General features: G+C 41.2%; 4 protein-coding genes and 1 pseudogene. 2 read left to right on the forward strand and 3 right to left on the reverse strand.

The window, feature by feature from the left end:
• Positions 1–469 precede the first annotated feature (469 nt).
• Together ABJK37_RS16545 and ABJK37_RS16550 are read right to left on the reverse strand one after the other, a co-directional pair.
• On the reverse strand, positions 470–1,264 hold the full coding sequence (locus ABJK37_RS16545; protein ID WP_348356304.1) for a peptidylprolyl isomerase: 795 nt from the start codon (positions 1,262–1,264) through the stop codon (positions 470–472).
• A 181-nt stretch (positions 1,265–1,445) separates the two neighbouring features.
• The gene (locus ABJK37_RS16550) at positions 1,446–2,498 is read right to left on the reverse strand and encodes an aldo/keto reductase (protein WP_348356306.1); all 1,053 of its coding nucleotides are present in this window, start codon (positions 2,496–2,498) and stop codon (positions 1,446–1,448) included.
• 286 nt (positions 2,499–2,784) lie between these two features.
• Between ABJK37_RS16550 and ABJK37_RS16555 the strand changes: the two genes are divergently transcribed.
• Together ABJK37_RS16555 and ABJK37_RS16560 are read left to right on the forward strand one after the other, a co-directional pair.
• Entirely contained in the window at positions 2,785–3,657 is an 873-nt protein-coding gene (locus ABJK37_RS16555) for a winged helix-turn-helix domain-containing protein (RefSeq protein WP_348356308.1), read from the forward strand.
• A gap of 148 nt (positions 3,658–3,805) precedes the next feature.
• Complete coding sequence (locus ABJK37_RS16560; protein WP_348356310.1) at positions 3,806–6,673, forward strand: PKD domain-containing protein; 2,868 nt, start codon at positions 3,806–3,808, stop codon at positions 6,671–6,673.
• 132 nt (positions 6,674–6,805) lie between these two features.
• Here ABJK37_RS16560 and tuf read toward each other — a convergent pair.
• A pseudogene (gene tuf / locus ABJK37_RS16565) lies at positions 6,806–6,950 on the reverse strand (elongation factor Tu); the annotation flags it as partial.

Raw genomic sequence — 6,950 nt, forward strand, 5'->3', positions numbered from 1 at the left:
TCTCCCTTTGGGCGAGGTTTAAAAGCACCTACTCTGCGTTGCTCGAACTTACAATAGAATAACTATTGCTTCATTCGAACGCCTTGATTAGGTGATTTTAAACCTCGCTGAGCGATCAATTGTTAGGATGGATTGGTATAAATCCAAAACGTTTCTTATAGCAATTCCATTAAAGAAATGACCACTTCTTTAATGAGATTGCTATTAAGTGACTGCAGTACTTATCGTTACGGGAATTTATTTCTGAAGCGATATAAGGATTGAACAAAAAGTGGTGGACGTTATAGCGCCCTCTAAAGAACGGTAGACACGTCATAAAACAATCTATTACCTACTTAGGTAAATTAGTTTATAACGTTGCTAGAGGCCTTAAAAGGGCAGTTAGACTGCCCGAGAAACGATGAATGCAGCGCTCTTTTCGCTGCAACTTTCGCTGCGACATATTAAGCGTGAATAATAAGCGCGTTAATTACGACTTCAGTTGTCTATTTCTATAAACCATTGCCAGACCACCTAGCAACAATAACCAGCCAAAAGCACCACCACCAGACCCCGAATCACCACCACCATTAGACGCAGTGATTAGAGTATTAGTAGCAGGATTAAGGTTAGCAGCCGTAGCAACGTCTGAATCAATGACAACTACGTCCGAAATGATAACCAAATTCTCATCAGTAATAGGTTCATCATTATCGACATCTTCTTGGGTATAATTGCGTATAGGTAAATCGCTAAAAGCACCACCAGCATTCATCAAACTTAGGTCGGCAATGGCATCAATTATTTGCATTCCTTCCTCAGTTACTTGGCCAAATACCGTAAAGCCGCTGTTTTGTAAGTCTAAGTTTGCGCTGTTATCTGATAAATTAATGAACCATTCTGAAGTCGCGCTATTTGCTTGATTGCTTAATTTCGCCATAGCAATTGTACCGCGTACGTTAGACAACTTGGGTTCGTTGACAACGGAACTACCTTTCTCGATTTCATCGAGGGCGAAACTACCGGTGATTGGCCCATTGTATTGGTAGCCACCTGCTTGCACGATAAACCCACCTACAGATCTATGCACTACGTTATTAAAGTAGGCTCCAGAGTTAACGTAGCTTAGAAAATTATCGACCGTGGCAGGGGTGGTATTATCAAATAAATTCACCTCAACCACACCAAGTGATGTTCGAATTTCGACTATTGTGCTTTGTACATTAAACGACAACAGAGCAAATAAAGCGGTAGCAAAAACAAAGGGGTTGTTTTTAAAAATCATAATTAGAGATGTCTTCTTTTGTTACTGTTTGTAGGATTAGAATAAAATAGTTCAACCGTATTACAAAGCGATCACTTGCATCAATTTGTAATTGTCCATAGCGACAGCTTGACCATGGAAAGTTACCTATAACACTTCAGAATTCGAGTATTAATCAGAACGGGTGTTATAGGTATAAAGTTTAAAATGGAACAGGGTATTCTCTAAACACTTGCCCAATTGAGGAGATAAGGTCGTGTGACAATGGGTTACTAAAAGCGGCAATGTTTTCTTTTAATTGCGCCATGTTAGTTGCACCTATAATTGTTGAGGTGACGCCATCCACTTGATCACACCAAGCCAAAGCGAGTTGTGATGGAGTGACGTTATGAGTTTTCGCTAAATCTACATACTTAGCAGTAGCCGCATGAGTTGCCGGTGTATCTCGAAAGATCCCATTTCTTTGCTCAAAGGTCCAACGGCTGCCTTTGGGCAAGTTACCTTGTAAATACTTGCCACTTAATACCCCGCCCGCTAATGGAGACCAAGGTAAGTAGGCTAAGTCTTCACGGACACAATTCTCAATTAAATACGGCCAATCTTTGGCATGTAACAAACTGAATTCGTTTTGAACCGATACCATTCTAGGTAAGGCATATTGTTGGCTTAACTTTAGATAAGCATTTATGCCCCAAGGTGTTTCATTTGATAAACCACAAAAACGAATTTTTCCAGCTTTCACGCAGCTATCAAGCGCTTGTAAGATCTCCAGCATACCGTTGGTTTCATGTTCGGTTTCAACGCTAGAAAACTTGACTTTCCCCGGCCAATGTTTGGCAAAATGCGGAGAAAGGCGGTTTGGCCAATGCAATTGGAAAAGGTCGATATAACTAGTTTGTAAGCGCTTTAGTGAAGCATCAACCGCTTCAATAACACTTTCACCTGTAATTTTTGCGCCACCACGAATGTAAGACAATCCAGGACCCACTATTTTGCTGGCGAGTATTAAATCCTTACGTCGAGTTGGATTCTGTGCGAGCCAGTTTCCAATTATGGTTTCAGTTCCACCATATTTATCCCCAGAAGGTGGAACTGGGTATAGTTCAGCTGTATCAATAAAATTGACGCCTTGGTTTAAAGCGTATTCGATTTGTTCATTTGCTTCTATTTGCGAATTTTGTAATCCCCAAGTCATACTACCTAAGCACACTCTCGAGACTTTTACCCCACTACTGCCTAGCACGCTATATTGCATGTTTACCTTCCTAATAAGACGATTAATTGACACTTAGAAGCGGTGCTTCTCTTCTGGGTCTAAAATTTGTTTAAGCCTTTATAAAATGGCTAACTACCTTGCACCTTTGTATCGCTTCACCTATTAACCTTTGCCAAAAACACAAAAAGCATATGAAAATGAGACGGTCACTTAAAAAAACTAACTGTTGGTCAACAACTCGACATCTAATCATATGCTTGGTAGTGCATTAGATCTGATTAAAATTTACAGCTATGATGGTGTTATCCCTTAAGCGTTAAATAATATGATATATCAAATTGCTTGTTTTGAAATCAATACTCTTAGTAAACAACTAAGCATTCACAAAAAAGTAGTGAAGGCAGACCAACGCTTGCCTGACTTGTTCATTGAGCTAGTCAATCATTACCCCAATCATTGCAGCAAAAGTCAACTTATTGAAGCACTCTGGCCTGATACTGTGGTGTCTGATTGGTCTATTTCTAAATTAGTATCAGACGCACGACAACTTTTTAAACAAAATGGTTATCAGCAAGAAGTAATTCAAACCTTACATGGTCGCGGATACCGCTTAGCTAGCCACCTAGGAGACCAAATTTTAAAAATAGAACCGCAACCAGTGCCAACAAAAATTAAACATACTCCTGACCAACCATTTTTGGTAAGCACTCGAGGGAAATGGTCACTATTTACGGGTCTAATATTGATATGTGGCGTAGTTTGGCATTTAGTTAGCAATCAGCCGCAACCATTACAAAAAAGTGAACCAGTAAATTCGATCGGACGTCTTCTATGGGTAGACGATAACCCTCAGAACAATCTCACTGAAAAACGTTTTTTGGAAAAGCATCACATCACTGTTTATCAAGTTGTTAGCACTGAGGAAGCACTCACCAGCCTTGAGCTGTATGAATTTGGGGTCATTATCTCTGATATGGGCCGCGATGGCGAAGTATTAGCGGGGCTCAACTTGCTTAAAGCTCTACGGGAGAAAAATAACCACACCCCGTTTTTGTTTTACACCATAGTGCTTACCCAAACTCAGCAGAACATCATAGAGCAATACCAAGGTCAGGGGGTCGCAGTCGAAGCCAAAAAACTTTACCAACTAGTTTTACCATTTTTTGAAAACGAGCCTAAAACTACTGCTAACAATTAGTGTAAGCAATTGATTTAAATTACTTTCACAACTTTTCAAAAGCTTTCAAAAACAAATCCATCAAGCTGACTTATATCTTTAAGGGCCATCTGGAATGGCCATGTGGCGCTTAATTAATTTCAAGTTAAGGCTTGTTTGGAAGGATTTCATGAAAGCTAAAAAACATCTACTCACTAGGCTAGTCGTTATCGCCTTTTTTATTTCTTTATTAGCCTGTGGGGGCAGTGATAACGACAGCTCCGCCCCTGAAAATAGCAATATTCCCCCTATTGCCAATGCAGGTAGTAATCAAAGTGTCGATAAAGCGGTGTTAGTCACTTTAGATGCCAGCGCAAGTAACGATTCTGATGGCACTATCGTAAGCTATCAATGGAGCCAAAGTGCAGGTACTGCAGTAGCCCTATCTGATAACTCTGTAGTTTCACCAACCTTTACCTCACCAACCTTAAACGCTTTAGAAACCCTCACGTTTCAAGTCACCATTAGCGACAATGATGGTGCAACAGCTACTGCCACAACAGAAGTTGTAGTTAACCCAGTGAAAGGCAATGAAGTAGCCACAGCATTGTTAGAAGATTCACTTTTGATCAATGAATTGTATTTTGAATATCAGCAGCGTTTAGGCGACAAAGTCTGGGTGATGGGTTACTTCGGCAACACCGATATCAATGAAGATGGTGACGCATTTTTAGTGGATAACATGCTGCGCTTAGAAGTCGATGAAGCATTTCCGCATCATACTTTTTTACGCCTTGATGGGGTGTTGCCGCCTGATTCTTGGCAAGGTGATATGATTATGGTGTACGGTGAAATTAAAGATTACGCCACAGAATCCGGCGAAATGTCTATACAACCAACACCTTTAATTACAGTTGAAAAGTATTCATTGCTTAAACCCTTTGAGCAAAATAATTCATGGGACAATATCTTCTTAAAATCTGAGTTATCGCCTGAAAATTCACCAAAAACATCCGGCTTACAGCATAATTACCCGGAAAGCGACTTATTTGCCACATTACCGAAGCCTCAATTTAAAACCCAATTAACCGGCACACAAGCACAGGATTGTGATCGTGCTGTGATCATCAGTGGGGGGGTTGATAAGTCCAACAATCACAAACGTTATGAAAACAATGTGGTCGCCAAGTTTAATAAAATGAAAGACTTAGGGTTTACAGATGAGCAAATAGAAGTGTTTTATAACGATGGTGGCGAGATATCAGTTAACGGTAGCAATATAGTTGACCAAAAAACCACTAATGAAACGATTAAAACTCACTTTGAAAAGCTCGCCAATGATATGCCCGGCAGTTGCACCCTCACTATTTTTGTTACCGACCACGGCATAGGCAATAACCAACAGCAAGGCTATGTAGGTGCACGTCCTGCTTTTTCGGGAGACGAAGCCAACAATGGTAAATTGCATGATGAAAATACTTTTACGTTTGATGCAAGGGCTAAAACCCGAGTTATCTCTGACTCCTTTGTGTTTCAAGAACAAACTTGGCTCATTAAGAAAGACGAAACAGGTAATGTCTTTGTTTATAGGTGGAATGGAGAGCAATGGATATATCTAGGTGAAAATTCTAATGGCGACAATATAGTAAGTGAAACCGAGTTAGGCGGTGTAGATATAAACGGTGACGGTGATACCACTGATAGTGATTGGGGTATTCCGGTTTCTTGGTTAATCGACCGCACGCTTGGCGATAGAGTCTATTATAGTAACGGTTGGGATACCGATGGTGATGGAAAAAACGATGTGCGACTCCGCTGGGACGGTGAGCGATATGTAGCAGAACGCTTAGTTGGCGAATCATGGCAAGAAATGGGCCGCGATATTAACGGTGACTATTTCATTGATATCATTGACGGCGGTGTCGACTGGAATTTAGATGGTGATAAGGAAGACCAAATAGCCTTCCACGAAGGCATCAACCTTTGGGGTAATGAAGTGCTTTGGGATGATGCCTTTCGTGAGTTGCTTAAGCCCTTGTCTGACAATGGTGTACATATCATGATGGAAATGGTCTCTTGCTTCAGTGGCGGATTTGTACCAAATGTAAAAGACTTAGTAGAGAACATCTACACAGGCTCTGGAGAAGACACTAAGCACTTTAATAGAAAAGACGCAGATGGCCAATATTTTGCCACCGACGAAATGGCATTTTTAGACAACTTAGTCGGCATAGATACCGATAGCTGGAACGCTGCAGCTGATGCAGCGACTGCCGCCGACGACAAGCTAGCGGAAGAACAAAAAGCCACGAAAAATGTCCATGTGCATGAACAGACTAGACGTTTTGCGACTAATAGCGTATTTGATACCGCAGGCGAAGGGGAGCATGATGTACTAATCGACCTACCAGACGATTTAGTTGGCCAAATTTATGATTTTGAGTTTATTTTTGGTTTACAAAAACCTCGCTGGACAAGTGTCACCTTCCCCGAAGGCCTAGCAGACGGATTGCAAGTGGAAGAGCTACCCGGCGGGATCCGAGTCTTTAGCGACAACCCTATCCCAGACGAACTGATTGTTACCATTGCGATAGAGGGTGCGGTACCTGAGGAGACATTGCGTGTCGAATTTACCGACAGCGAACATAAACGACTGGGCTACACTATTGCTACTGAAGAAAAATTTGCTCTACCAGAACAAATTAGTTTTTCTCACAATTATTTAAACTGTGTTAACCATACCGATCATGGTCAAAGCTCCCCCAGTATTCTGGAGTGGGTATTATTTGCTGACCTACTGGAAAAATCGGAGTTCACCGATATTGCCTTAACCCTAGAAGTAACCACACCAGAAGGCAATAGAAGTATACATACCATAGTGCTCAATGATGACGGCAAAGCCTTCTTGTTACTTCAAATATTTGTGTTTGGTGATTACAGTCTAGAAGTGATTGGGGCCGAAAATGTGCCAACACAACAAGCGTTGGAATTAGCTGGTACGTTACTCTTCCCCTTTTTAGTGACTGCTGATGAAACCAATAAGGGGCAATGTAATTAAAATCTTTATTGCACTATCCAAAAAGTAGGCCTAAAAGCCTACTTTTTATTCGTCACCCAATTGCCGATTTAAAATCGCCCCCATAAAAAAAGGCCACCTAAGTGACCTTCTTTGGATAAGTAAGCTTGTTACTTATAGGATTTTAGCTACTACGCCAGCACCTACAGTACGGCCACCTTCACGGATTGCGAAGCGTAAACCTTCGTCCATCGCGATTGGGTGAATTAGCTCAACTTTGAATTTCAAGTTGTCACCAGGCATTACCATTTCTACGCCT

The organism is Paraglaciecola sp. (genome assembly GCF_039964565.1).
Taxonomy (GTDB): Bacteria; Pseudomonadota; Gammaproteobacteria; order Enterobacterales; family Alteromonadaceae; genus Paraglaciecola.